At 40.1% G+C, this 23,956-nt stretch carries 25 protein-coding genes; 10 read left to right on the top strand and 15 right to left on the bottom strand.

Annotated features, from left to right (window positions below; all coding sequences use genetic code 11):
- Positions 1 to 2 precede the first annotated feature (2 nt).
- Together citX and SRA_RS04825 are read left to right on the top strand one after the other, a co-directional pair.
- Positions 3 to 536, top strand: a complete 534-nt coding sequence (gene citX / locus SRA_RS04830) for a citrate lyase holo-[acyl-carrier protein] synthase (RefSeq protein WP_174267036.1) — start codon at positions 3 to 5, stop codon at positions 534 to 536.
- A gap of 102 nt (positions 537 to 638) precedes the next feature.
- Complete coding sequence (locus SRA_RS04825) at positions 639 to 2,030, top strand: oxaloacetate decarboxylase subunit alpha (protein ID WP_003088261.1); 1,392 nt, start codon at positions 639 to 641, stop codon at positions 2,028 to 2,030.
- A 97-nt stretch (positions 2,031 to 2,127) separates the two neighbouring features.
- On the opposite strand, the gene xerS is transcribed toward SRA_RS04825, so the two are convergent.
- The 3 genes from xerS to SRA_RS04810 form a co-directional block, all read right to left on the bottom strand.
- Positions 2,128 to 3,198 (bottom strand): tyrosine recombinase XerS, encoded by a 1,071-nt coding sequence (xerS, locus tag SRA_RS04820; RefSeq protein WP_003088260.1) that lies wholly within the window; start codon positions 3,196 to 3,198, stop codon positions 2,128 to 2,130.
- 215 nt (positions 3,199 to 3,413) lie between these two features.
- Entirely contained in the window at positions 3,414 to 4,244 is an 831-nt protein-coding gene (locus tag SRA_RS04815) for a glycosyltransferase family 8 protein (RefSeq protein WP_003088259.1), read from the bottom strand.
- Between the two features lie 20 nt (positions 4,245 to 4,264).
- On the bottom strand, positions 4,265 to 5,023 hold the full coding sequence (locus SRA_RS04810) for an SDR family oxidoreductase (protein WP_003088258.1): 759 nt from the start codon (positions 5,021 to 5,023) through the stop codon (positions 4,265 to 4,267).
- A 159-nt stretch (positions 5,024 to 5,182) separates the two neighbouring features.
- Between SRA_RS04810 and SRA_RS04805 the strand changes: the two genes are divergently transcribed.
- The gene (locus SRA_RS04805) at positions 5,183 to 5,929 is read left to right on the top strand and encodes an ABC transporter ATP-binding protein (protein WP_003088257.1); all 747 of its coding nucleotides are present in this window, start codon (positions 5,183 to 5,185) and stop codon (positions 5,927 to 5,929) included.
- Positions 5,926 to 7,536 (top strand): hypothetical protein, encoded by a 1,611-nt coding sequence (locus SRA_RS04800; RefSeq protein WP_003088256.1) that lies wholly within the window; start codon positions 5,926 to 5,928, stop codon positions 7,534 to 7,536. Before SRA_RS04805 ends, SRA_RS04800 begins: the two co-directional genes overlap by 4 nt.
- 206 nt (positions 7,537 to 7,742) lie before the next feature.
- Here SRA_RS04800 and pta read toward each other — a convergent pair whose 3' ends face one another.
- Genes pta through yjbM form a run of 4 tightly spaced genes read right to left on the bottom strand, consistent with a single transcriptional unit; the run spans position 7,743 to position 11,111 of the window.
- Complete coding sequence (gene pta, locus SRA_RS04795) at positions 7,743 to 8,735, bottom strand: phosphate acetyltransferase (protein WP_003088255.1); 993 nt, start codon at positions 8,733 to 8,735, stop codon at positions 7,743 to 7,745.
- Between the two features lie 12 nt (positions 8,736 to 8,747).
- Positions 8,748 to 9,638 carry an RluA family pseudouridine synthase gene (locus SRA_RS04790; RefSeq protein ID WP_003088254.1) on the bottom strand — a complete coding sequence of 297 codons (891 nt, stop codon included), beginning with the start codon at positions 9,636 to 9,638 and terminating at the stop codon, positions 8,748 to 8,750.
- On the bottom strand, positions 9,635 to 10,471 hold the full coding sequence (locus SRA_RS04785) for an NAD kinase (protein WP_003088252.1): 837 nt from the start codon (positions 10,469 to 10,471) through the stop codon (positions 9,635 to 9,637). Before SRA_RS04785 ends, SRA_RS04790 begins: the two co-directional genes overlap by 4 nt.
- Positions 10,446 to 11,111: a GTP diphosphokinase gene (gene yjbM, locus SRA_RS04780; protein ID WP_003088249.1), complete on the bottom strand. Its 666-nt coding sequence runs from the start codon at positions 11,109 to 11,111 to the stop codon at positions 10,446 to 10,448. The genes SRA_RS04785 and yjbM overlap by 26 nt, the downstream gene beginning before the upstream one ends.
- A 94-nt stretch (positions 11,112 to 11,205) precedes the next feature.
- On the opposite strand from yjbM, the gene SRA_RS04775 reads away from it, so the two are divergent.
- The 6 genes from SRA_RS04775 to SRA_RS04750 all read left to right on the top strand — a co-directional run bounded on the left by SRA_RS04775 (position 11,206) and on the right by SRA_RS04750 (position 15,919).
- On the top strand, positions 11,206 to 11,775 hold the full coding sequence (locus SRA_RS04775) for a CYTH domain-containing protein (protein WP_003088247.1): 570 nt from the start codon (positions 11,206 to 11,208) through the stop codon (positions 11,773 to 11,775).
- Positions 11,776 to 11,865: 90 nt separating this feature from the next.
- Positions 11,866 to 12,846 carry a ribose-phosphate diphosphokinase gene (locus SRA_RS04770; protein WP_003088244.1) on the top strand — a complete coding sequence of 327 codons (981 nt, stop codon included), beginning with the start codon at positions 11,866 to 11,868 and terminating at the stop codon, positions 12,844 to 12,846.
- A 2-nt stretch (positions 12,847 to 12,848) separates the two neighbouring features.
- Positions 12,849 to 13,964 (top strand): cysteine desulfurase family protein, encoded by a 1,116-nt coding sequence (locus SRA_RS04765; RefSeq protein ID WP_003088240.1) that lies wholly within the window; start codon positions 12,849 to 12,851, stop codon positions 13,962 to 13,964.
- 1 nt (position 13,965) lies between these two features.
- Positions 13,966 to 14,313 carry a DUF1831 domain-containing protein gene (locus SRA_RS04760; protein WP_003088237.1) on the top strand — a complete coding sequence of 116 codons (348 nt, stop codon included), beginning with the start codon at positions 13,966 to 13,968 and terminating at the stop codon, positions 14,311 to 14,313.
- 232 nt (positions 14,314 to 14,545) lie between these two features.
- Positions 14,546 to 15,199: a redox-sensing transcriptional repressor Rex gene (locus SRA_RS04755; RefSeq protein WP_003088235.1), complete on the top strand. Its 654-nt coding sequence runs from the start codon at positions 14,546 to 14,548 to the stop codon at positions 15,197 to 15,199.
- An 18-nt stretch (positions 15,200 to 15,217) separates the two neighbouring features.
- A complete protein-coding gene (locus SRA_RS04750; protein WP_003088233.1) occupies positions 15,218 to 15,919 on the top strand; it encodes a gamma-glutamyl-gamma-aminobutyrate hydrolase family protein in 702 nt (233 codons plus the stop codon).
- Here SRA_RS04750 and radC read toward each other — a convergent pair.
- The 8 genes from radC to SRA_RS04710 form a co-directional block, all read right to left on the bottom strand.
- Positions 15,916 to 16,596, bottom strand: a complete 681-nt coding sequence (radC, locus tag SRA_RS04745; RefSeq protein ID WP_003088230.1) for a RadC family protein — start codon at positions 16,594 to 16,596, stop codon at positions 15,916 to 15,918. The two genes, SRA_RS04750 and radC, sit on opposite strands and share 4 nt — an antisense overlap.
- 94 nt (positions 16,597 to 16,690) lie before the next feature.
- Entirely contained in the window at positions 16,691 to 17,422 is a 732-nt protein-coding gene (locus SRA_RS04740; RefSeq protein WP_003088227.1) for a DUF3307 domain-containing protein, read from the bottom strand.
- The gene (locus SRA_RS04735; protein ID WP_003088224.1) at positions 17,415 to 18,095 is read right to left on the bottom strand and encodes a SatD family protein; all 681 of its coding nucleotides are present in this window, start codon (positions 18,093 to 18,095) and stop codon (positions 17,415 to 17,417) included. The genes SRA_RS04740 and SRA_RS04735 overlap by 8 nt, the downstream gene beginning before the upstream one ends.
- A gap of 131 nt (positions 18,096 to 18,226) precedes the next feature.
- On the bottom strand, positions 18,227 to 19,774 hold the full coding sequence (ffh, locus tag SRA_RS04730; protein ID WP_003088222.1) for a signal recognition particle protein: 1,548 nt from the start codon (positions 19,772 to 19,774) through the stop codon (positions 18,227 to 18,229).
- Positions 19,775 to 19,810: 36 nt separating this feature from the next.
- The gene (locus SRA_RS04725) at positions 19,811 to 20,143 is read right to left on the bottom strand and encodes a putative DNA-binding protein (RefSeq protein ID WP_003088220.1); all 333 of its coding nucleotides are present in this window, start codon (positions 20,141 to 20,143) and stop codon (positions 19,811 to 19,813) included.
- Positions 20,144 to 20,253: 110 nt separating this feature from the next.
- Complete coding sequence (locus SRA_RS04720) at positions 20,254 to 21,981, bottom strand: ABC transporter permease/substrate binding protein (RefSeq protein ID WP_003088218.1); 1,728 nt, start codon at positions 21,979 to 21,981, stop codon at positions 20,254 to 20,256.
- A gap of 2 nt (positions 21,982 to 21,983) precedes the next feature.
- Positions 21,984 to 23,192, bottom strand: coding sequence for a quaternary amine ABC transporter ATP-binding protein (locus tag SRA_RS04715; protein ID WP_003088216.1), 1,209 nt, complete (start codon positions 23,190 to 23,192; stop codon positions 21,984 to 21,986).
- A gap of 122 nt (positions 23,193 to 23,314) precedes the next feature.
- Positions 23,315 to 23,947 carry a GntR family transcriptional regulator gene (locus SRA_RS04710; protein WP_003088213.1) on the bottom strand — a complete coding sequence of 211 codons (633 nt, stop codon included), beginning with the start codon at positions 23,945 to 23,947 and terminating at the stop codon, positions 23,315 to 23,317.
- Between the last annotated feature and the right edge of the window lie 9 nt (positions 23,948 to 23,956).

Genomic DNA, 23,956 nt, shown 5'->3' with positions numbered 1-23,956 from the left:
CGCTGAGCAGTCAAACCGTTTTTGACGGACCGCAAGTAGGCTTAGAAGATATGATGGCTGCACGAGAAGAGCGCAGTTTCAGGCAAAGAGCTCTTCTCGAAAAATATCAGGGAAAGACTTTGCTTTGCACTACCATGAATATTCCAGGCCCTATAAAGACATCTCCGGTATTAAACCAAGCTTTTGAAGAGATTGTCACAGACATTAGGCATCAGTTGAATAAGGACACTGTTTTTAATCATTTGCTGATGTCTGATGCAGGCTGGGAGCATTATCTGATAAGCAGTTTGTCTCCGGAAACATTAAAAAGAAAAATGATTGATATAGAAACTGCAAAACCTATCGGACGCCTGATGGACTTAGATGTTCTCTCTCTTAAGGATGGCTGCATTCAGCCAATAAGCCGGCAGGACCTAGGCTTTCCCGCAAGGCAATGCTATATCTGTCATGAGAATGCTAAGGTCTGCGGACGCTCACGCAAGCATAGCATTGAAGAAATGCGTTTAGCTATCGTTAATCTGCTCAATCAAAATTAAAGGCAATTAACCTCGGACCAAAGCAGAAACTATTTCCCTGTCCGAAAAATCTGATCGTTTTGACACGGTCTTTGTATCTTACGAATTATGAAAGGAGTAGAAATGACAAAAATCCGTATTACGGAGACGGTTTTAAGAGATGGCCAGCAAAGTCAGATTGCAACGCGCATGACAACTAAGGAAATGCTGCCTGTTCTCAAAACCTTAGATGAAGCTGGTTACCACGCTTTAGAAATGTGGGGTGGCGCCACCTTTGATTCCTGCCTTCGCTTTTTAGACGAGGATCCTTGGGAACGGCTGCGCACCATTCGCAAACATGTCAAAAACACCAAGCTGCAAATGCTGCTGCGCGGACAAAATTTACTAGGCTACCGCAACTATGCTGATGATGTGGTGACTTCCTTTATTCAAAAATCAATTGAAAACGGAATTGATATCGTACGTATCTTTGATGCCTTGAATGATCCGCGCAACCTGCAGACAGCCGTTTTGGCAACAAAAGAGGCTGGCGGACATGCACAAGTAGCCATTTCTTACACCACAAGTCCTGTTCACACAGTTGATTATTTTGTTGATTTATCGAAGCAATACGCTGAAATTGGCGCAGATTCTATCTGTATTAAAGATATGGCCGGTGTTTTGACGCCACAGACAGGCTATGATTTGGTTAAACGAATTAAAGAAGCTGTTAATCTTCCTCTGGAAGTGCATACGCATGCAACCAGCGGTATTTCAGAGATGACCTATCTAAAAGTAGCTGAAGCGGGAGCTGATATTATTGATACAGCTGTTTCTTCTTTTGCCGGAGGAACCAGTCAGCCAGCCACTGAATCTTTAGTAATTGCTCTGGAAGAGCTCGGTTTTGAAACGGGCATTGATTTGAAAAAGGTCGAAGAAGCAGCAGCTCATTTCAATACTGTACGTGACCATTACCGCAAAGAAGGCATCTTAAATCCTAAGGTTAAAGATGTTGAACCAAAAACGTTGATTTATCAAGTTCCGGGTGGTATGCTGTCAAATCTGCTCAGCCAGCTGACCGAACAGGGCTTGGCCGATCGCTATGATGAGGTCTTAGCAGAAGTACCGCGTGTCAGAGCTGACCTAGGCTACCCGCCTCTGGTAACTCCGCTGTCACAAATGGTAGGGACTCAGTCCTTGATGAATGTTATTTCTGGTGAACGCTACAAGGCAGTGCCTAATGAAATTAAAGATTATGTCCGCGGGCTCTATGGTCGTCCACCTGCACCAATTGCTCAGGATATTAAAGAAAAAATCATCGGAGATGAAGAGGTTATCACCGTACGGCCGGCAGATCTCATCGAACCTCAGCTGCCGATCTTACGCCAGGAGATTGCTCAATACGCTAAAAGTGAAGAAGATGTGCTCAGCTATGCATCCTTCCCTCAGCAGGCTAAGGATTTCTTAGGTCGCCGTGAAGATCCATTTTACGATGTGCCTTTGCAGACAGTGGATGTCAAAATTGATTTTGATTAATGATTTTAATTTAGTAGCAATAAACCCCTGAGAATTTTTCTCAGGGGTTTAAACTTATAAATTAAAAAAAATATTTTTACATAATTTAAATTATGTATTAAAGTTTATCCAAAGCATTTTTTTGCTCGTCGTTAACAATATGTGTATAGAGATCCGTTACCTGAGTGCTGGCATGTCCTAATTGGTGACTGACTAAAACTTGAGACTTAGTCGCATCATAGAGCCTTGTAGCCAGTGTATGCCGCAATTTATGGGGAGTTACTCGAATTTTAAAATCTTCTGAGTATTTGGCAACCATTTTTTCGATAGAAGAAGCGTCCATACGGTTTGGCAGACCGCGGTATTCCGATAAAAAGAAAGCAGTGTCAGTCTTTTCAGCCTGGTAACGAGCTTGACGAATGTTAATATAATTTTCTAAGTAAGGCTTAGCAAAAGCTGCAACATTGACTGAATCTCTTTTACCGCCCTTGCGAGTCACCTCAATAACCATCATTTTAAGATTAACATCCTTTAGATCAAGGTTGACTGCCTCAGACAAACGCACGCCGGAAGCTAACAGCAGGGCGATAATAGCCAAATCACGTTCTTTATTTTTTCGGAAAGATGCCAGAGCACGTTTAGAAAGTTTGTGCTCGTATTCACAATCTACATATTCCAAAAACTCCATTGTTTCACTGCCTAAAAAGAGTTTCTGCTTAATATTTTCAGCTCGTGCAGCCAAGGTTTCTTTTTTCTTTTTAGTCGATACCTTTTTCATGACATTTCGGTAAAAATAAGGCTCCCCTTCAGCATTTTCAACCTCCTCAGTCAAATATTTATACAGACTGGATAAAGCCGACAGCGTGCGATTGATAGTTGTCTGAGAAAGGCCCTGACGTTTTGTATTCGAGTTTAGCAGTGTCCGTTCCCGTAAATAAAGTATGAAGGACTCCATATCTTTTTTACTGAGATTCTCCAGAGTCTCCAGCGGAATGTCAGCAAGTTTGTTAGCGTCAGAGACACCCGAGTCAATTAACCATTCAAAAAAACGCCGATATTCTTTTAGGTATTCGTATAGAGTCGTAAAGCTGTATGGAACCGTTAGTTTTGATTGATAATAATCCAAAACATACCAGGGCATAAGCTTTTTTAGTTCCTCAATTTTTTCAAGCAAAAGTTCACGTCTCATTTTAATCTCCTAGATAAAGAAAGGGTATTTAGCATTAATATGTTAATAACAGAAGTATATCATACCTACGGATAATTTTCAAGAAAATTATAGTTTTTCGGAAAGATGTATAAAGAAAAAATGACAGCTAACAGATTTACAGTTAACTGTCTGTCTGTACTCTGCCTCATTTTTTGGTTAGCTTATAATAAGTTTTATATAATAATTGAATAACTTTACAGTAATTCAACTCTGTGCTGATAATGTTTATACAAAGCTGCATAGCGGCCCTTGTAATCTTTTTTCCACGGTTTATCTTTACCGCAAAAATGTAAGAAAACGGTGTTCTTGATAACCCAATCAAGATCCCATTCTCCTAGGCTGCGTGTAAAATAAATGATATTATATCTAGCATCATAATTATAGATTTCATCAGGAATTTGGCTTGTTTTTGAGCCATAGAGAGCATTGAGAACATCTTGATCGGGCAAAAGCAAGGTTCTTCCCTTTTTAGCGATATAATCCATGATAAGCTGACGGTTTATTTCCTGACGGCACTTCTCCAGGTTCATCAGCAAAATGCCAGTATTAAAATAGCTTTCTGCCTCAAAATTATTTAAACGCAGCTTATTGACAATATCTGTTATCCCCTTATCTGACACATGACTGGCGGCAGCATATAAATTGTCGCCCATTTCCATCTGATAAAGAGAAACAATATCATTAAGACAAAGGATATCAGCGTCCAGATAGAGAATCCGTGATAGATGCTGAGGAAGATATTCTTGAGCCAAAAGCCGGTAATAAATTGTTTCAGGATAGCGATCGCTGACTGGAGCGTCCTTGAAGTCATCTTTGCTGATGACAAGCGGCTCATAAGCAAGACCAAGCTGATGGCAAAACGCTGCGATTTCATCATGTCTGTCCAAAAGCCCCTTTTGCAAGATATAAACGGTTAGATTTTTGCAAGAGCTGTTGATATATAAAGAATAGAGGGTTACCTTAAATTGATCTACAAATCGGTCATCAATCGCAAACAAAAGATTAATATTTTCTGTTTCCTTCATAAGGACTAAGCCGCTTCTTTCTAATCCAGATCTCTGTCAACCGGTTGAGGGCCAAAACTTTGTGAAGTTGGCATAATTTCAACGCGGTTAATATTGACATGTTTAGGCTGCTGATAAACCCAGAGGACGGTATTTGCTATATCCTGAGGCTGAATACTATGAGCGCCTCGGTAGAGATGATCGGCACGTTCATCATCGCCTTTAAAACGAACGTTAGAAAATTCTGTTCCACCGCAAAGACCAGGTTCAATATTTGTGACACGCACCTTGGTTCCAGCCAAGTCTGCCCGCAGATTAAGACTAAACTGCTTTACAAAGGCCTTGCTTGCGCCGTAAACATTTCCGCCTGGATAGGGATAGGTCCCGGCAGTTGATCCAATGTTGATGACATGGCCTGATTTTCGCTCTGCCATAGCCGGCAATACTTGACGTGTCAGATAGGTCAGCCCGATAATATTGGTGGCAATCATAGTTTCCCAATCCTTAAAGTTAGCTTCATAAGCCTTATCAAGCCCTAAAGCTAAGCCAGCATTGTTAATTAAAAGTTCAATTTCTGACCATTCTTGTGGGAGGCTTGCTAAAGCTTTATCTATAGAGGCCGTATCTGTCATATCCATCTGCAAGGGATAAAAGTTTTCTCCTAAGGCTCTTTTAAGATTATTTAACTTTTCTAGCCGTCTGGCAGCTCCGATAACACGGTATCCTTCTTTAACAAAGGTTTCCGCCATTGCCTTGCCAAATCCCGCTGAAACGCCCGTAATCAATACTGCTTCTGCCATTTTCAATCTCCTTTGCTTTTTAGCTTTATCATAGCTTATTATACCTTTTTTACCGGAAAATATCAGTGTACAGAAATCTTTCCTTTATTTTTTCTAAAATTGGGGTTTTGTTTGTATGATTTTAGTAGTATAATAGTTAATATTTAAGGAGGAATTTTTATGATTAGATTTGAACATGTTTCCAAATTATACGGAACCGCCCAAGCCTTGAGCGATTTGAACCTAACAATTGAAAACGGTGAAATTTTTGGTCTAATTGGTCATAATGGCGCCGGTAAAACAACTACGATTAATATGCTGACATCGGTCATCAATGCCAGCTATGGCGATATTTTTGTTGATGATTTAAAGTTGGCTGAACATCGCGATGACATTAAAAGACGGATCGCCTATGTCCCTGATTCTCCTGACATCTTTCTTAATCTCAGCGCTCAAGAATATTGGCTGTTTTTAGCGAAAATTTATGATGTTGACCCAAAAACAGCTGAAGACCGCATTGCTAAACTTGCCAGTCTGTTTGATATTTTTGACCGGCGCTTTGAAACAATCGAGAGTTTTTCTCACGGCATGCGCCAAAAAGTTATTGTCATTGGAGCTCTTATTCCTAATCCTGATATCTGGATTTTGGATGAGCCGCTGACCGGATTGGATCCCCAGGCATCTTTTGATTTGAAAGAGATGATGAAAGAGCATGCCCGTACCGGTCACACTGTCCTCTTTTCAACCCATGTTCTTTCGGTTGCTGAACAGTTATGCGACCGTATTGGTATTTTGCGGCACGGGGAGCTTATTTTTGTTGGAACTTTGGATGAATTAAAAACTAATCATCCGGATAAGGACCTAGAAACTATCTACCTGGAACTGGCCGGACGCAAAGAAGAGCCAAAGGCAGGTGATGAGGCATGAATTATAAAAATATTTGGGAAATGATAAAGATTAACATCCTTTATTCCAATCCCCAGGCATTGACTAATATTCAAAAAAAGCGTGAAAAATACCCAGACAAACATTTTTCAGCCTATAAAACAGTATTAGGGCAGCAGCTTTTCTTAGTCTTGTTCTTTTTAGTCATCTACTTCAGTCTTTTTTTAGCAGTTGACTACTCTCAGTCAAGTGGGTATTTCTCCTTCCAAGTAGCTCTTTTCAGCATTATTACTATTATTTCGGGATTTACGACACTTTTTGCAGTTTTTTATGAGAGTGATGATACAAAATTGTACCTGCCGCTGCCGGTCAAGGAAAAAGAGGTCTATTTTGCTAAACTCATTTCCTCTCAAGGCGGCAGTTTACCCTTTTTAATGCCACTGCTTTCTCTTTTTATAATTGCCTATTGGCAGATGACTCACTCTATTGCTGTCACTGTTGCTGCAACTGTCATTAATTTTTTGCTTCTACTGCTTGCAACTAACTGCATTAGCGTTATTCTGATTTATTTTATAGGACAGGTCTTAGTCAAAAGTTCACATAAAAAAACGATTTCGACAGTCCTAATGGTCATTTCAACGGTAGCTGCTGTAGGTACCATAGTTTACTTGCAGTTCACGGGCAATTCAATAAACGAAAACGGCGGCACTGCCAAGATGGCCAATCTGCCTTATTTTAGAGGTTTCTATGACGTCGTTAAGAATCCTTTTTCAACAGCCAGCCTCTTGAATTTCTGGCTGGGAATTGGGTTAATGGCTATCCTGATAGTTTTTATTTGGCGCACTATTATATCCAATTATTTTAAACAATTTTTGTCTATTCAGACAAATCAGCCGGTAACAAGAAAAATTACCAAAAAGACATCAAATGACAATCTCAGGCAAACCCTGATTAAACACCATTTAAATACCCTTAAAGATGCAACCCTGCTTGTCCAGAGCTATTTAATGCCCTTAATCTTTGTGATGGCTTTTATCGGCCCTTCCTTTTCTTCAGAGAATTCTTTTTTGGCAAATCTTGATTCGCGTTTCTTTGGTGTCGCATTGCTCATAGGTATCATCATGGGAAATTTCATCTCCAGTCCCAGCAGTTTCTTGGGGGTTGCCATCTCCTTAGAAAAAAATAACTATAGCTTTATAAAAACCTTGCCGATTTCCTTTAAACATTTTTTGCGGCAAAAATTCTACTGCCTTATCTTGCTGCAAATCAGCCTGCCGATCCTTATTTATTTTATTTTAGGGGTCGCCGTACTGAAAATCCCTATTGCTTTGCTGCTTAGCTTTCTTCTAGGAATGGTACTGTCGAGCTTTGTTATTGGTGAGTTAATGTATTGGCGCGATTATCGGCTTTTAACACTTAATTGGCAAAATGTAGCACAGCTCTTTTCAAGAGGCTCCGGACAGTGGCTCTATATGGGAATTGTTTTTGGCAGTTTGATTTTGGGAACCGCCTTAGTTATTTTGGCTATTATAATTTCCTTAAAAACATCTATTTTGGGTGTGGGAGTCGGACTGACCTTGCTTGCCTTAGCAGCATTAGGAGCACTTCATTATTATATCCAACAGCGCTTTTGGAAAAAAATTGACTAAATAAAGAGAGCGGGACACTATTTACACTAATACATCAAACAATATCAGTGGAGTAGATGCTTGTTTCTTAATAATCAGCCAAAATGTTCAGGCACAAAGCCCTTGCTAAGATAATACTCCTAGCAAGGGCTTTTAGTTTTGTTTTCATGTTTCTGTGGGTGATTGTGCAATAATCATCGCGGTTTGTCCCACTTCTCTTTTTTGTATTAGTCGTTTTCAATAGTTTGTGCAGCGGTAATGATAGCAAGCTTATAAATGTCTTCAGCACTAGAGCCACGCGACAGATCGTTTACCGGACTGTTCAGCCCCTGTAAAATTGGCCCAATCGCCTCAAACATTCCCAGACGCTGAGCAATCTTATAGCCAATATTGCCTGACTGCAAATCTGGGAAGATAAAAACATTGGCCTGTCCTGCAACATCACTGCCCGGTGCTTTGATGGCTGCTGTTTCAGGCACAAATGCTGCATCAAACTGAAGCTCACCGTCAAGTGCAATTTTCGGCCGAAGCTCCTTGGCAATACGGGTTGCTTCTTGAACCTTTTCAACTTGAGGAGCCTTAGCGCTTCCCTTGGTTGAAAAACTGAGCATAGCAATTTTAGGATCAATATCAAAAATCCTTGCTGTATCTGCTGTATTGACAGCAATTTCAGCTAGTTCCTGTTCATTAGGATCAATATTGATAGCACAGTCGGCAAAGATTAAGCGCTGACTGGTATTTTCGCGATTCATAAGGAAAACACCCGATGTCCGCGAAATTCCTGGTTTGGTTTTTACAATTTGCAGAGCTGGGCGAACGGTATCAGCCGTCGAATGAATAGCCCCGGAAACCATACCATCAGCCAGTCCCAATTTTACCAGCATAACGCCAAAATAATTGACGTCTTTAAGAAGTTTGTCAGCGTCTTCAAGAGTGGCTTTACCCTTGCGAATTTCTACAAATTCTTGTTTCATTTTTTCGAAATCAGGATAATCTTCAGGATTGATAACCTTATAATTCTGATCAGCAAAGCCTAGTTTGGTCAGCAAACTGCGGACATCAGTTTCATTTCCCAAAATAATGGGCTCAACCAAACCTTCAAATTTAAGACGGGCAGCTGCACGCACAACGCGCTCATCATTTCCTTCTGGGAACACAATTTTGATATTTTTACCAACAACTTTTTCCCGAAGACTGCCAAACAAAGAACGAATACTCATTATATAAACCCTCTATCTATTTTTTAAATCCATGATAACGCTATCAAAGTCATCTGTCAAGAAACTATTGTACTCCTTGTGTTCTTTTGAAAAAGGATCTGTAAAAGCTAAACAGTGACAGTGAAGAGCCTGTCTCTTGAGGCCATAACTCATATCGCCACCGTAAAGATCATCACCTAAAAGCGGAAAGCCGATATGTGCAAAATGCACACGTATCTGATGGGTACGGCCAGTATGCAGGTGAATATCAACTAAGTGCACATCTCCGTAACTGGCCACAATTTCATAACTAGTATGGGCATATTTGCCGGAAGGATGAACACAGCGTGTAATAATGCTTTCATCATTTCTAGCGATAGGCGCAATAATCTCACCCTTCTCAGCCAGTTTTCCGCTGCCAGATACCAAAGCATAGTAACGTTTTTCAATACTTTTTTTCTGGAGCTGCCGGTCCATTCGCGCGTGAGCGTAACCATGTTTGGCAAACAGCATAAGACCGCTGGTATCCTTGTCAAGTCTAGTTACAATATGAATCTGTTTATTTGGGTAGTCTTGTTCTAAATAATAGCCCTTGACAAAGTTAGCCATGGTATTTGAATGCAGCATGCTGGGAATGCTGGCATAGCCTGCCGGTTTATCCAAGACTAGAAAATGTTCATCTTCATGGACAATATTGAGTTCATGTTTGATCGGTTTTAAACTTTCGTGAGATTCTTCGTCAGGGATATCAATAACTACCTGATCGCCCTCGCTGAGCAAATAAATGGCATTTTCTGCTTTACCGTTGACCAGTATAGAGCCGCCCTTGAATTTAATCTTAGCCAGCAGGGCTTTAGAGATATCATAACCCTTTAAGAATGTCTTAATCTTTGTCTGTCGGTCTGCAACAAATTCAAACCTCATGAATCGCAGTCCCCAATAAAAGAGTCTTTAACCCGTTCCCAAAAGCTAGTATGGCTTGGTGTTGCCACAAAACTGATTTTCCTGTGATCGATCTCGTATTCAATCTTAGCGATATTTCGATGCGTATATGTTTTATTATCAATGGACAAAATATAGGACCCTAAGCGTTTGGGAATGATCTCGATCTTATCCTTTTTAGGAACAATAATTGAACTTCCCAAGGTTCTGAAAACACGATTGTTGAGGCTTGAAATCTCTGTCAGCTGTAATGCTTCAATAGTCGGATGCAAAACGGCTCCGCCCAAAGATTTATTGTAGGCAGTGCTACCGGTTGGTGTAGAAACTGAGATACCATCTCCGCGAAAACGTTCAAACTGAACATGATTAATGATAACATCTGCGACCATTGTTTTTTCAAATCTTTTGACAGTTGCTTCATTGAGAGCTCTGGAAGTCAGCTGCCGTCCGTCGCTTAAAGTAAGGGTAACTTTTAAAATCGGGTAAGAAACTTTTTCGCCCTTATCTGAATGCAAATTATCCAGTAATTTATCAACTTCAAAATCACGATAATCCGTATAAAAACCTAAATGTCCTGTATGGATACCGACAAAGCGAACGCTGTCCAGATGCTTTTCGTACATGTGAAAAGCTGACAAAAGCATACCATCTCCACCAATAGTAATGACAATATCGGGGTTTTTCTTGGTCAGATAAAAACTATCATCATCTCTCAAAGCAGAGAAAAGTTTACTGGCAACTCGCTTGCTTTGATATTTTCCGTTTGCAATTATGGCAACCTTCGTTGTCTTATCGGTAAAGTTCATCTGTGTCATCACTATTTCCTACACCATCATTTAGCTTTCTTTTTTCGGCATCAAATAATAACTGAGCTTCTTTGATATCATCGCGAATCTGCCGCATTTCTTCATCCAGCTGAAAAGCGATTCGGGCAGTCAGCTCTAAACGCTTTTTTATCTCATCCGGAAATTCACCGCGGTATTTATAGTTAAGAGAATGTTCAATGGTCGCCCAAAAATTCATAGCCAGTGTTCGAATTTGAACTTCAGCAAGAATAATTTTTTGACCGCTAATGGTATCAACAGGATACTCAATAACAACATGGTATGACCGGTAGCCGCTGGGCTTTAAATTATTAATGTAATCTCTCTCCTGCACAATTTTCATGTCCTTGCGCTGCCGCAGGAGATCCAATACATCATCAACGTCGTCAACGAACTGAACCATAATCCGCAAACCTGCAATGTCCTGCATATCTTGAGCAAGATTTTCGCGCTTTATTCCTCGCAAAGTCATTTTTTCCTTGATGCTCTCAATCGGTTTGACACGGCCGGTCACAAATTCGATTGGCGAATGGCGGTTTTGCTTACGAAACTGTTTGCGAATTCCTCTGAATTTTATCTTTAATTCCCCGACTGCCTGGATATAAGGGTCCAGAAATTCTTCCCAGTCCATAAACCTTGCCCCTTCCTTGTCAAAAATAAGACTTTTTTATAAAATTAAATCAATATCTTATTATACCATAATAAGCCAAACAAAGGAAAAAAGAATGAATCATCTCGAAATCGAATATAAAACGCTGCTGACCAAAGAAGAATTTAATCGTATCAAAGAACAAATGCCTCATATTGAGCCAGTCACACAGACGAACTATTATTTTGATACTGACAGTTTTGATTTGAAAGCCAATAAAATGTCTCTGCGTATCAGAACTTTTACTGATAAGGCTGAGCTAACACTCAAAGTGCCCCAAAAAGTCGGTAATTTGGAGTATAATCATGATCTGTTACTGAGTGAAGCTGAAACAATAATCCGTACGCTGCAGTTCCCAGATATTGAAATTAAAGAGCTGATTTCTCGGACTGGCATTAAGTTAAATGATTTGAAAGTTCTTGGAAATCTGACTACAGTAAGGCGTGAAATCACCACTAAAATTGGCCTCATGGCTTTGGATTACAACCGTTATGCAGGGATTGAGGATTACGAATTAGAATTGGAAGTCTCTGATGCTCAAAAGGGTAAGACAGATTTTGAAGCTTTTCTTCAAGCTAACCGCATTCAGTTTAAATATGCCAAAAGCAAAGTGGCCCGCTTCAGCCAAACGCTGCGCAAAAAATAAAGACCAAAAGCAGAAAATATTAAAATCAACTGAAATTTTTCATAATATTTGGTAAAATAAAGATACTAATGTAAAGGAGCACTAAATACCATGGCAGAACGTTACGCCGACAAACAAATTAAACTTTTTTCTTTAACTTCAAACACCGACATTGCCGAAAAGATTTCTAAGGCTGCCGGACTGCCGTTAGGGAAAGTATCTTCTCGTAAGTTTTCTGACGGTGAGATTATGATCAACATTGAAGAAAGCGTTCGGGGAGATGATATTTATGTCATTCAGTCTACCAGCTATCCCGTAAATGATCACCTGTGGGAACTTTTGATTATGGTAGACGCCTGCAAACGTGCCAGTGCTAACAGTGTTAATGTTGTTATTCCTTATTTTGGCTACTCACGCCAGGATCGTATTGCTGCTGCCCGCGAACCAATCACAGCTAAATTAGTAGCTAATATGCTGGTTAAGGCTGGGGTTGACCGTGTTTTAACCTTAGATCTGCACGCTGTTCAGGTGCAAGGATTCTTTGATATTCCTGTAGATAATTTATTTACTATTCCTTTATTTGCTGAGCATTATACAAAACTTGGTTTGTACGGGGAAGATGTCGTTGTCGTCAGTCCGAAAAATTCAGGTATAAAACGCGCCCGCGGTTTAGCTCAGTATCTAGATGCTCCGATTGCTATCATTGATTATGCTCAGGATGATGATTCCTCGCGTGAGGAAGGTTATATTATCGGTGATGTTGCTGGTAAGAAAGCTATTCTCATTGATGATATTCTTAATACGGGAAAAACATTCGCAGAGTCCGCTAAAATTGTTGAGCGCGGAGGCGCTACTGAAATCTATGCTGTTGCCAGTCATGGACTATTCGCCAGTGGGGCAACAGAAATTCTGCAGGCTGCTCCAATTAAAGATATTTTGATTACAGATTCTGTCTGTACGCAACAAAAGTTACCTGATAATTTACATTATCTTTCTGCCAGTGAACTGATTGCAGATGCTATCATTCGTATTCACGAAAGACGGCCGGTCAGTCCACTGTTCGCTTACGACCGTAAAGGAGATGAATCCTAAACGTGATTTATTTTGATAATGCTGCAACAACTCCCCTAACACCTTCTGCTGCTCAGGCCATGACTGGGGTTATGACTGATATTTTTGGCAATCCGTCCAGCATCCATTCCTACGGCAGAGCTGCCAACAAACTGTTAAGAGAGTGTCGGCAAAGTGTTGCTCAGGTGTTTGAAGTTCCAGCAAGAAATATTATTTTTACTTCCGGCGGAACAGAAAGCAACAACACTGCTCTTAAAGGTTATGCGCTTGCTCATCAGGCTCAAGGGAAACACATTATTTCAACAGCTATTGAACATCATTCTGTTTTAAACAGTCTGCATTATTTAGAAAAACGTTTTGGTTTTCAAGTGACCTACTTGAATCCTATTGATGGCCGCATTTCTGTTCAGCAGGTGAAAGATGCTCTGCGTGAAGACACGATTTTAGTATCTGTCATGTTTGCTAATAATGAAACAGGGGACCTACTGCCAATTGAAGAAATCGGCAATCTTCTTAAGGAGCATCAAGCAGCTTTTCATGTTGATGCCGTTCAGGCTGCAGGTAAGATTCCTATCCACCCTAAGGATCTAAACATTGATTTTCTGTCAGCTTCCGCTCATAAATTTCACGGTCCTAAAGGAGTCGGTCTTCTCTATGCTGACAATGTTCATTTTGACAGTCTCCTGCACGGCGGTGAACAGGAAGAAAAACGCCGTGCCAGTACAGAAAATCTAATTGGTATTGCGGGCCTGACACAGGCTCTGATTGATGCTCAGGCTCATCTAAAAGATCATCTAGAATATGTTGCTAAGCTCAAAAGGCTATTCTTAGAGGGCTTAGAAGGTCTTGATTACTATCTTAATTCTAACGAAGATGCTCTTCCCTATGTTATTAATATTGGATTTCCCGCTTACAATAATGGCATTTTGCTCACTCAGCTGGATTTGGCTGGCTTTGCGATTTCAACAGGTTCTGCCTGCACGGCCGGTACAGTTGATCCCAGCCATGTTTTAGCAGCAAAATACGGCGCTGGTTCTCATCGTCTACAGGAATCTGTTCGTATCAGTTTTTCAGATTTGAACAAACCAGATGAAACTAAGGCTCTAGCCGCAAAAATAAAGGAGATTGTAGGAAAATAAAATGGCTTTTGAAAAAACAGTAAATTTACCTGATTGCAAATACAGCTATACCATCAGCCCTAAAGTTAAAAAATTTACCTTGCGGGATACAGCTTTTGTTCAAAACAAGCTGGGAAATTACGAGCTCAGCCGTCTTTTAGAAAAAGTCCCTAACAGCGGAGATGGTTGCTCTCTGAAAATTACAATCAATAAAGATTTGACAGGTTTTAAACTGACCATTACAGACAAATCCGGACTGCGCACAGTTAATATCTTTAAATCAGCGGAAAATCAAACGATTCAGGATAAGTTTTATTTTTTAATGGACAGTTTAGCTGAGCGCGATATCTTTGAGAAAAAAGAAATTTAAGTTGATTTTTCAGTACAGCACTTCCGCTGTCTGCTGGAAAAACAGTTTTTAATAAACAAAAATAGGGTAGGCTGATACTTGAGCAGTTTTACAAAGTTTCAGCTCCCTTTTTGCGTCTATAAATCAAAGTGAAATCCTTTTATAAGAAAAACTTATGCTAACTTTAAAGAAAAGATGTTGCAATTTTCACAATCTTTTTTTAAAATAATATTACATAGCAAAGGAGATAAGTATGGTTACTTTTGACAAATCTATTCCTAAAGCGACTGCTAAGCGTCTATCGCTTTATTATCGCATTTTTAAACGATTCCATTCAGAAAATATTGAAAAGGCAAGCTCTAAGCAAATTGCTTCAGCAATCGGTATTGATTCAGCGACAGTTCGCCGTGACTTTTCTTATTTTGGTGAGTTGGGCCGCCGTGGTTTTGGCTATGATGTCAAAAAATTAATGAATTTTTTTGCAGATATTCTCAATGACACCTCTACGACTAATGTACTGCTTGTCGGAGTCGGCAATATCGGCCGCGCTCTTCTCCACTATCGTTTTCACGAGCGCAATAAGATGAAAATTACCATGGCTTTTGATACTGATGATAATGAGCAGGTCGGCAAGCGAACAGCTGATGGTGTCCCTATTTATGGAATTTCCAGTATCAAAGATAAACTGGTCGGAACAGATGTCAAGACGGCTATTTTAACTGTCCCCAGCAGCAAGGCCCAGAAAGTTGCTGACACTTTGGTTGAAGCCGGTATCAAAGGTATTCTATGTTTTTCGCCCGTTCATCTCTCGCTCCCAAAAGGAGTCGTCGCTCAGTATGTTGATTTAACCAGCGAATTACAGACACTATTATATTTTATGAATCAAGAAAAAAATTCTAATAAGTAATATAAGTAAGGAGGGTCTATGACCAACCCCAAGCCAATTATCGGTATTTCAGGCAATGAAAGACCGCATGCAAAATTTCCTGACATACTGTGGTCCTATACACCATCTGGCTACGTCAAGGGAGTACAGGAAGCTGGTGGTCTTCCGCTTGTTATTCCTGTCAGTGAGCCGGATTTTGCTGCCTCCTATGTTTCCATGGTTGACAAGCTTATTTTAACAGGTGGCCAAAATGTTGACCCTGTTTTTTACGGAGAAGAAAAAGATACTAGTGACGATGATTTTTATTTGGCGCGTGATTTGTTTGAATTTGCTCTTGTTGAAGAAGCCATTAAACAGGAAAAGCCAATTTTTTCTGTTTGCAGGGGAACACAGCTGATGAATATCGCTTTGGGTGGAACCCTTAATCAAGACATTGAGCACCACTGGCAAGATAAGCCCAGTGACTATCTTAGCCAAAACATGCTGATAAAAGCTGATACTGCTTTGGAAAAAATTTACGGTACTTCTACTTCTATCAACTCTTTTCATCACCAGAGTATCAAGCGGCTGGCTGATGACCTAGAAGTTATTGCCTATGATCCTGCTGATGATACCATTGAAGCGGTGATGTCCACCAATCCCGCTATTACGTTTTTGGGAGTTCAGTGGCACCCCGAATTCTTGCTTGAATCGCGAGAAGAAGATCGAAAGCTTTTTAAATATGTTGTTAAAGAGCTTTAGATAAGATCTGTTTCTTCACGAAAACTGTAATACTCCTTTTTACCGACGATAATATGATCCAAAAAAACGATTCCTAGATCATCACAGGATCGTTTTATTTTTTCTGTAAATACCAGATCATTTTCACTGGGATAGGTTGAACCTGAGGGATGGTTATGCACAACAATCAGCGAGGTTGCCATACTTTTGCAGGCATAGTGCAGGATTTCTCTGGGTTCGGCAACGGAGCGCCTGACACTGCCGATAAAGATAATTTTCTTTTTGATAATACGGTTTTGCGTATCAAGATAAATGGCCACCAGATGCTCTTGTCTCTTGTCCCCCAGTTCAGCCATCATTACTTTGGCCAAGCGTTCGCTGCTTAAAATGCGTTCTTTAAAACTATATTCTGACTGATTGATTCTTTTGGAAAATTCCAGAATAGCCTTGATTTCTATCGATTTTAACTGGCTGATTCCAGCGATTGTCTGCAGTTCTTCTATTGATAGAGTGCGAAAGTCAGCTATGCTGTCTAAACGCCCTAAAATATTATTGGATAAATTTAAAACATGCTCCTTCCTAGTGCCAGTCCTTAGGATAATAGCCAACAGCTCCTGATTGCTGAGACTTTCAGGACCATAGGTTAGCAGACGTTCTCGCGGCAACAGAGCTTCTTTTGTGAATTCAATACTATACATGTAGTTACCTCCACTACCATTATTCGTATTTATATCCATGTGTTTTTCAAATAATCAAAAAGATTTCTACTGTACGGAATAGAAATCTTTTTGATTATATTAAGCAAAGGGCATATACTGCCAAAACGCTAATAATGCTAAACAAGGAACCTATGAGGTAATATTCTGCAAAAGCCTGGTTTTTAGAAATTTTATCATAACGTGCAATCGACTTGGCTGTAAAAACCAAACCGATAGAAGCAAACTGGCCAAATAGGAGAAATATTCCCATGATCAAGCGTTCCAGCAAACCGATAGTTGCTCCTGCGCCTGTAACGGTTTCATCATCATTAATATTTTTAACTTGATATTTGCTGAAAAACAGCTTAAAGATGATATTAACTGGTTTGGTAATAAGAACCATAAACAAAATTAACTTAAGGATATACTGAATATCGCTTATCCATCCTACTGTGATTTGTTCACTAAAAAGATAGAGCGTGGTTATCATCAAAAGGTGCAGAGTTTGATCAAGAAGAAAAATGGATTTATCTAATTGCCGCTTATGGTAAAAAGGGTAGAGCGAGAACTTAGCACTGTCAATCACGACATGGCTGGCAAAGACCAGCAGAGCCAGACCAAAGGCCTGAGGAATACACAGACTGATCAAAATCAAAGGCAGGGCAACAATACAAAGATGTTTAAACAAATACCGCCAATCCCGAGATTTTAAATCTGCCATTTTTTGACTCTGCCATTGAAAATCAGCTAAAAAATGTGCAATGAAAAGCAATGTCAGCATAGGATTATGCGACAGAAAATGTGATACAAGATTTAAATTAATCATTTGCTGCCTCTCCTTCACTTTCAATAGCATCCAGCAATAAATCAGCAGCTGCCTTTTTATTTCTCAGGTAAATTTTTAAACCACTGGATTTGAGGCGCTTATTAAAGCTGCTGGGACTTAAATGGAGCACCTTGGCCATCTCCTTATGAGAAAATTTTTCTTCATAAATTCCTTCGTTTAGCAGCGCCATCAGCAGTTCTGCCTGAGTAGCTGTCCATTTTGATTTAATAAATTCACAGGCAGCTAAGACAGCATTGATTTTTCGAGCTGCTTCTTTATCATCTAAAGCTACTGACAAATGGTTGCTGCCGTAATCATTATTGTCATGAATATAATCAATGGCAGCTCTGGCATGCCAATAAGCCGGTCCATCTGAGCCGATGCTTTGTTTGGGATTTACTGCTGTCAGCATGCCGCCTACTCCAATGCCAAATCTAATTTGGTAAGGCTGAAATCCTATGGCAATATCATCAATAATTTGAAAAATATGTCTATTGGGACGCAGCAAGGCCTGAAATTCATCCCCTGTTGTTATGGTGAATGGAGATTCCAGTACAGCTTTATAACGAGAATTAACCCGATCTAAAATACTTTGAAGCTTCTCTTGACTTTCGAGCCGATCTTTTATTTCTCGTGAAGCAATAATATCTCCAATAATCGCTATATGAATCATAGTCCCTCCTTATAATGTCTATTATAACGGAAATTATATAAAATGTCTATTATAACGGAAACTTTTAGAAATATCCATTATAGCGAAAATTCTGCTAGAGATAGCACCAACTATAAGAATTATTCAATCTCTTATTTTCTTCTTTTTTTGGCTTTCTTCATTTTCTTAGCCATTTTTTTCATGGATTGTTTCATGGCAAATTCTCCGACTTTGCCTTTGAAGCCGCCGCCAAACATCTGACCCATATCCATATTGCCGCCAAGAGCGGACATATCGGGCATTCCGCCTTGCCCCATCATTCCTTCTAGAGCTGATGTATCCATATTTTTAGGCATATTATTAGGATTAAGTCCCATTTGTTTCATCATTTTGTTCATATCGCCAGACAGAACACCCTGCATCATTTTTTTAGCCTGATTGAAGTCTTTGATGAATTTATTGACATTAACAAAAGTATTGCCAGAACCTGCAGCAATCCGGCGGCGGCGGCTCGGTGTTAAAAGTTCTGGGTTTTCACGTTCAGCAGGTGTCATTGACGATACTATGGCCCGTTTTCTGGCGATATCGCGCTCATCAACCTTAACATTAGCAAGCGCCGGATTATTGGCCATTCCTGGAATCATTTTGAGAATATCTTCCATAGGCCCCATATTTTGCACCTGATCTAACTGATCGATGAAATCATTAAAGTCAAAGGTATTTTCACGCATTTTTTCGGCAAGCTCTGCCGATTTTTGCTCATCATAGTCCTGACTGGCTTTTTCAATCAAGGTCAAAAGGTCGCCCATGCCCAAGATACGTGAAGACATCCGATCGGGATGGAAGGTCTCAATATCGGAAATCTTTTCACCGGTACCCGTAAATTTGATAGGCTTGCCAGTAATTTGGCGGATGGAAAGAGCCGCGCCGCCGCGTGTATCGCCGTCAATCTTCGTCAGAACAAGACCGGTTATTTCCAGCTGATTGTTGAATTCCCGAGCAACATTGGCAGCTTCCTGACCAATCATACTATCAACGACTAAGAGAATTTCATCAGGCTGAGCCAGCGCCTTGACATCTCTCAGCTCAGCCATGAGCTTTTCATCAATTTGCAGGCGCCCTGCTGTATCAATTAAGACATAGTCATTTCGATTTTCTTTGGCCTGGGCCAGACCTGCTCTTACAATCTCAACGGCTGTATGTTCTGTTCCCATTTCAAAAACAGGGACGTTGATTTGCTGACCGAGAGTTTTCAATTGGTCAATAGCAGCCGGACGATAGATATCTGCGGCAATCATCAAAGGACGCGCATTTTCTTCCTTGACCAGTTTATTAGCCAGCTTTCCGGCAAAAGTTGTCTTACCAGCCCCTTGGAGTCCAGCCATCATAATGACTGTTGGAATCTTGGGGGACTTTTCAAGTTCGGATGTTTCAGATCCCAGAATCGCTGTCAGCTCTTCATCAACGATTTTAATGATTTGCTGTGATGGATCAAGAGTATCAATAACCTCATGTCCGATAGCACGTTCACGCACACGCTTGATAAAGTCTTTTACAACTGGAAGAGCAACGTCTGCTTCAAGAAGAGCCAGACGGATTTCCTTGGTCACTTCCTGAACATCTTTTTCTGAGAGTTTTCTCTTTCCGCGCAAATTTTTAAAAACACCCTGCAGGCGTTCTGTTAAACTTTCAAAAGCCATTTAATTTTCTCCTTATTGTTGAAAATACTAGAAATATTAATCTCGATTGTCAATACTGATGAGAACAGAAATCTTGTCCTGCAGATAAGCATCTTCGGGATACTTATCCAGCAGATCGTCAAAAATTTCACTGCGAACAATATAATCAGAATACATGTGCAGTTTCATTTCATAATCTTCTAAGATTTTTTCTGTTCGCTTGATGTTATCGTAGACTGCCTGACGGCTGACCTTAAATTCTTCAGCGATTTCAGCTAAGCTGTAATCGTCAGCGTAATAGAGCTCAATGTAGTTCATCTGCTTATCTGTCAGCAGCGCTGCATAAAACTCAAAAAGGGCATTCATACGATTGGTTTTTTCAATTTCCATAAGCTTTATTTTATCATATTTGAGCCCTAAAATCATCTGGCGAGGAAAATAAAATGAGATTAGAACATTTCCTAACCTCATTTTATTGGGATCATTCATAAGAGCTGAACTTATTTACTGTTTGTCCAAGAAGCAACTTTTTTAGGATTTTCTTTAATCCACTTTTTAGCAGCCTTCTCAGGAGAAGTTCCATTATTGATATCAAGCATAACAGACTCCATGTCTTTTTGTGTCCAATTAAACTTATCAATAATTTTATTAACCTTAGGCATATCTTTTTTCAGCCCTTTACGTGTAATGGAATGAATACTTTCAGAACTGCCAAAATCTTTTTTAGGATCTTTTAAGTATTTCAGCTTATACTTGGCAAACATCCAGTGTGGAGACCAGGCAGTTACAACGATTTCTTTTTTGTTTTTATAAGCTTGATCCAAAGCAGTTGTCATAGCTCCTGTCGAAGAAGAAACTAACTCCCATCCAGATAGATTGCTATAGGATTTTTGAGCTTTTTGGGCGGCTTTCATGATACCGGCACCTGGCTCAATACCCGTAATTTTTTTATCAGCCTGATTGCTCAAATCTTCGATGCTGTTGACATCTGTCATGTAAGTTGGCACAGCAAGTCCCAATTTCACTCCTTTAAGATTTGGTCCCAAATCAACAATATTTGATTTATATTTCTTATATTGATCTCCATGAGTGTTTGGCAGCCAAGCACTAACCATTGCATCTGTTTCACCTTTAGCTACTGACTGCCACATAACAGCATTATCAAGCGGAATTATCTCAACTTTATACCCCTCTTCTTTAAGAACTTGGGCTAAAACGTTAGTAGATGCTACTTCAGAATCCCACTCGACATAAGAAAGTTTAACTGTTTGACCGCTATTAGAGCGACCTTGGAAAAAGAAGCGGGTAATTCCTGCAAAGACAAATAAAACAAGCGCTGTTAAAGCGATAATCGTATTGGTTTTAGATGATTTTTGGCTAGCATCCTTGGTTTGTCGATTAGCCGTTTGACTGAAACGGTCAATAATAATGGCTAAGATAACTAGGGCAAGACCATTGACAAAGCCTGAACCGATATCAGCATGCTGCAGGGCAGATAAAACACCGCGGCCAAGACCGGGAGCTCCAATCATAGAACCCGTGACAACCATAGAAAGTGCCAACATGATAGTCTGGTTAACACCAGCCATAATTGTATTTTTAGCTAAAGGCAGCTCAACTTTGAATAATTTTTGTCTAGGTGTGCTGCCGAAAGCGTCTGCTGCTTCAACCAGCTCTGTCGGAATTTCACGAATAGCAAGATTGGTAAAGCGAACAGTTGGAGGCAAAGCGAAAATAACAGAAGCAAATACCCCCGGAACAATACCAATACCGAAGAAAGCAACAGCTGGTATCAGGTAAACAAAGGCAGGCATGGTCTGCATGAAGTCCAAAATAGGATTAATCACTTGTTTAACAGTATTATTCTTTGCCATCCAAATCCCTAAAGGAATCCCAATAACAATGGAAACAAAACTAGATACCAGAACTAAAGTGAAAGTATTAATCAAATCTCCCCATAGGCCTTGATTATAGATAAAGAGCAGGCCGATCAGGGTAAAGGACGGCAGTGTCCATTTTTTGCCAACCAAGAAAAAGGCGGCAACAGTCACTAAAGCGATTAAGAGCAAAGGATTAATAAATGACAGAGTATTTGTAATCCCGTCCATGATAAAGTTGCCGACGGACTGTATAAAGTTAAATAAACCAGAAAAAGTATGCGTCAGCCAGTTGGTGAGCCCTTCTATCCATTGGGCAACAGGTAATTTTCCTATCAAAAGTACATTCAAAACTATTCTTCCCCTCCTTCTGCATCTGCATCATCTTTTGTATTAGCCAGAGCTTCAATAACACGGCCCTTGATAATGACACCTAAAAGCCGGTTATCATCATCCGTAACTGCGATTGGTGCAGCTGAATCATAAATCAGAGGCATAATATCTGTAATAACAGTATCTTTAGAAACCGTCCGCACATCGCGGTCAACAACATCCGCCAAAGGAACTCCCTTGCGTCTTGCTTCAATGGCAGCTTCTGCGGTAACTGACCCTACCAATTGACGGCGTCGATCCGTAGCCATCAGCATGCTGACTTCTTCATTGTGCATTCTAGTCAGAGCCACCTGAGGACCGTCAACTCCAATAAGGGTTGTCAGCGGCTTAATCATAATATTCTGAGCCGTTAAAACTTTAGAACGGTCAACATCTTCAACGAATTCACGAACAAAATCATTAGCCGGCTTAGTTAAAATTTCTTCCCCGGTACCAATCTGCATGATTTGACCATCCTTCATCAGGGCAATACGATCCCCGATTCTCAGTGCCTCATTCAAATCGTGAGTAATGAAGATGATCGTCTTTTGAACCTTTTCTTGTAAATCTAAAAGTTCATCCTGCATTTCCTTACGAATCAACGGATCCAAAGCCGAGAAAGCTTCGTCCATCAAAAGGATTTCCGGATCATTGGCCAGAGCACGCGCTAATCCAACCCGCTGCTGCATACCACCGGAAAGCTGGTTAGGATATTGGTCTTTAAAGGCCAGCAGGTTCGAATTATCAAGAGCACGTTCAGCTAATTTAACCCGCTCTTCTTTAGGAACACCTCTCAGCTCCAAACCAAACTCTGTATTTTCTAAAATCGTTTTGTGAGGAAAGAGACCAAAGTTTTGGAAAACCATATTCAGTGTATGTCGTCTAACCTCACGGAGCTCCTCGGTATTCATCTTGGAAATATCACTGCCGTTGATGTAGATATCTCCTGAGGAGGGTTCAATCAGGCGATTTAACAGTCGGATTAAGGTTGACTTACCTGATCCGGAAAGTCCCATGATGACAAAAACTTCACCTTCTTTGACTTCAAAGCTGACATCATAGACCCCAACTGTAGCACCTGTTTGTTCTAAAATTTCTGTCTTGCTTTTTTGTTGTTTAATCATCTCAAGCGCCGCTTTTTGCTTTTTACCAAAAATTTTGGTGAGATGCTTGACTTCAAGTTTGTTCAAGTATATCCCTCATTTCTAATCTATTTCCAAAAATCAACTGACCACACTATTATATAGTTATATGGTCAGTATGTCAAAGATAAAGGCAGGCAGAAGCCTGCAATATTTATTAAATTATTGTGTCATAAGATGTCAAAAAGATTTTTCATGCGGGAAAAAGATCGGTCATCACCGACAAAATAGAGAGTATCGTCTTTTCTGACAGTGGCATAGGGGCCAGGCGACAAAAGCAGCTCTCCTTGGCTTTTCAGGGCTACAACTGTTGCTCCTGTTTGATGCCATAAATTTAAATCTGCCAAACTTTTACCCAGATTAGGGCTCTCACTGTTAAGAATTAATTCAAAAGGTTCGAAGGGAAACTTTTTGCGAATCAGACTGGCCTGTGATAAAAAGACCTCAACCATCTTATCCATGGCTTCTAGTTCTTCTTTTTGTTTTCTTAAACTAACTTGAATATTCTGCTTAATCTCTCGTAAACCTGAAGTAGCCTCAAACTGCTCCAAAAATTCGATGGCTTTGTCTCTTGAAACAACAATGACCCCGCTTCCCTGCCTGACTGAAACGATATCTAAATCAGCCAGCACATTAATCGCCTTTCGGGCAGTTTCTGGGGAAACATTAAAATAACTGGAAAGGGTCGAACGGGATTTTAATTTTTGACCCAGAGGAAATTTACCATCAACAATTCGTTGAGCAATCCCTAGAGCTACTTTTTGATAGCGGGGATTGCTGACCATTTTTTCTTTTGCTGCCATTGTACATAC

The organism is Streptococcus ratti FA-1 = DSM 20564, from assembly GCF_000286075.1.
In the GTDB taxonomy this organism is placed as follows: Bacteria; Bacillota; Bacilli; order Lactobacillales; family Streptococcaceae; genus Streptococcus; species Streptococcus ratti.
The sequence above is the reverse complement of the archived record's forward strand: the minus strand, read 5'-3'. Positions and strand labels throughout refer to the sequence as shown.

Bases quoted from the DNA above. Each gene is read 5' to 3' on its own strand.
- SRA_RS04750 (WP_003088233.1), top strand. From the start codon at position 15,218: ATGACCAACCCCAAGCCAATTATCGGTATTTCAGGCAATGAAAGACCG.
- SRA_RS04785 (WP_003088252.1), bottom strand. From the start codon at position 10,471: ATGACACAGATGAACTTTACCGATAAGACAACGAAGGTTGCCATAATT.
- xerS (WP_003088260.1), bottom strand. From the start codon at position 3,198: ATGAGACGTGAACTTTTGCTTGAAAAAATTGAGGAACTAAAAAAGCTT.
- radC (WP_003088230.1), bottom strand. From the start codon at position 16,596: ATGTATAGTATTGAATTCACAAAAGAAGCTCTGTTGCCGCGAGAACGT.
- SRA_RS04775 (WP_003088247.1), top strand. From the start codon at position 11,206: ATGAATCATCTCGAAATCGAATATAAAACGCTGCTGACCAAAGAAGAA.
- SRA_RS04825 (WP_003088261.1), top strand. From the start codon at position 639: ATGACAAAAATCCGTATTACGGAGACGGTTTTAAGAGATGGCCAGCAA.
- SRA_RS04710 (WP_003088213.1), bottom strand. From the start codon at position 23,947: ATGGCAGCAAAAGAAAAAATGGTCAGCAATCCCCGCTATCAAAAAGTA.
- ffh (WP_003088222.1), bottom strand. From the start codon at position 19,774: ATGGCTTTTGAAAGTTTAACAGAACGCCTGCAGGGTGTTTTTAAAAAT.
- SRA_RS04770 (WP_003088244.1), top strand. From the start codon at position 11,866: ATGGCAGAACGTTACGCCGACAAACAAATTAAACTTTTTTCTTTAACT.
- SRA_RS04740 (WP_003088227.1), bottom strand. From the start codon at position 17,422: ATGATTAATTTAAATCTTGTATCACATTTTCTGTCGCATAATCCTATG.
- SRA_RS04735 (WP_003088224.1), bottom strand. From the start codon at position 18,095: ATGATTCATATAGCGATTATTGGAGATATTATTGCTTCACGAGAAATA.
- SRA_RS04725 (WP_003088220.1), bottom strand. From the start codon at position 20,143: ATGGAAATTGAAAAAACCAATCGTATGAATGCCCTTTTTGAGTTTTAT.
- SRA_RS04800 (WP_003088256.1), top strand. From the start codon at position 5,926: ATGAATTATAAAAATATTTGGGAAATGATAAAGATTAACATCCTTTAT.
- SRA_RS04810 (WP_003088258.1), bottom strand. From the start codon at position 5,023: ATGGCAGAAGCAGTATTGATTACGGGCGTTTCAGCGGGATTTGGCAAG.
- pta (WP_003088255.1), bottom strand. From the start codon at position 8,735: ATGAGTATTCGTTCTTTGTTTGGCAGTCTTCGGGAAAAAGTTGTTGGT.
- SRA_RS04805 (WP_003088257.1), top strand. From the start codon at position 5,183: ATGATTAGATTTGAACATGTTTCCAAATTATACGGAACCGCCCAAGCC.
- SRA_RS04755 (WP_003088235.1), top strand. From the start codon at position 14,546: ATGGTTACTTTTGACAAATCTATTCCTAAAGCGACTGCTAAGCGTCTA.
- SRA_RS04815 (WP_003088259.1), bottom strand. From the start codon at position 4,244: ATGAAGGAAACAGAAAATATTAATCTTTTGTTTGCGATTGATGACCGA.
- yjbM (WP_003088249.1), bottom strand. From the start codon at position 11,111: ATGGACTGGGAAGAATTTCTGGACCCTTATATCCAGGCAGTCGGGGAA.
- SRA_RS04790 (WP_003088254.1), bottom strand. From the start codon at position 9,638: ATGAGGTTTGAATTTGTTGCAGACCGACAGACAAAGATTAAGACATTC.
- SRA_RS04760 (WP_003088237.1), top strand. From the start codon at position 13,966: ATGGCTTTTGAAAAAACAGTAAATTTACCTGATTGCAAATACAGCTAT.